Origin of the sequence: Nonomuraea lactucae (assembly GCF_003313395.1) — a bacterium.
GTDB lineage: Bacteria > Actinomycetota > Actinomycetes > Streptosporangiales > Streptosporangiaceae > Nonomuraea > Nonomuraea lactucae.
The window spans coordinates 1-689 of the sequence record NZ_QNFZ01000345.1; the positions used below are offsets into that span (position 1 = coordinate 1).

General features: G+C 77.2%; 1 protein-coding gene. It reads right to left on the reverse strand.

Annotated features, from left to right (window positions below; all coding sequences use genetic code 11):
• Positions 1-689, reverse strand: a 689-nt coding sequence (locus DQW85_RS21860) for a hypothetical protein (RefSeq protein WP_162795200.1), incomplete at both ends; no start/stop codon positions are given.

Here is a 689-nt window from a genome sequence, read left to right on the forward strand (position 1 = left end):
CCCGGTCCGGCCGCGCGCCACTCGCCGCCGTGTCGCTCCAGCCCCGTCCAGCCGGCGGCCACCGCGCCACCGTCGACCGCGGCGACCAGCGGGCTGAGCGCGTCGCCGTCGAGCGCGATGGAGCCGTCCATCACGACGTGCACCTCGGACGTGTCGAGCCGCAGCAGCTTGGCCAGGCACGCGCCCCACGTGGCCGTGCCGCCGCGCCAGGCCGGGGTCTCGGCCACGTGCCAGGCGGTGACGCGGTCGGGATGGCGGCCCGCCAGCTCGCGCAGCACGCCTCCGGCGCCGTCCACGTCGCCCAGGTCGAGGGCGAGGATCCGCGCGCCGCTGTGCTCGATCACCGACCGCAACACCTCCCGTACGTCCTCGGGATGACCGTCGATGACGACGCCGACGCTGGTGCTGATCTCGGAGGTCTCCACGCGCCGGCGTTCGGCGGTGACGCCCAGGTTGTCCAGGCGGCTGGCGGCGAGCGAGGCGTCCCAGACGCGCTGGGCGTGGAGCATGTCGTCCTGGGGGACGCCGTGCTGGCCGGGATCGCCGGAGAAGCCGAACTCAGCGGCCGGGTTCGCCCTCGCTCCCGCGGGCTTGGCCCTCGCGGTGCCCACCCCGGTGGCCGCCACTCCCGGGACGCCGCCCGGCGCGCCCCCCGGAGAGCCTCCGGCGGCGCCGCCCGTGGTGTCGCG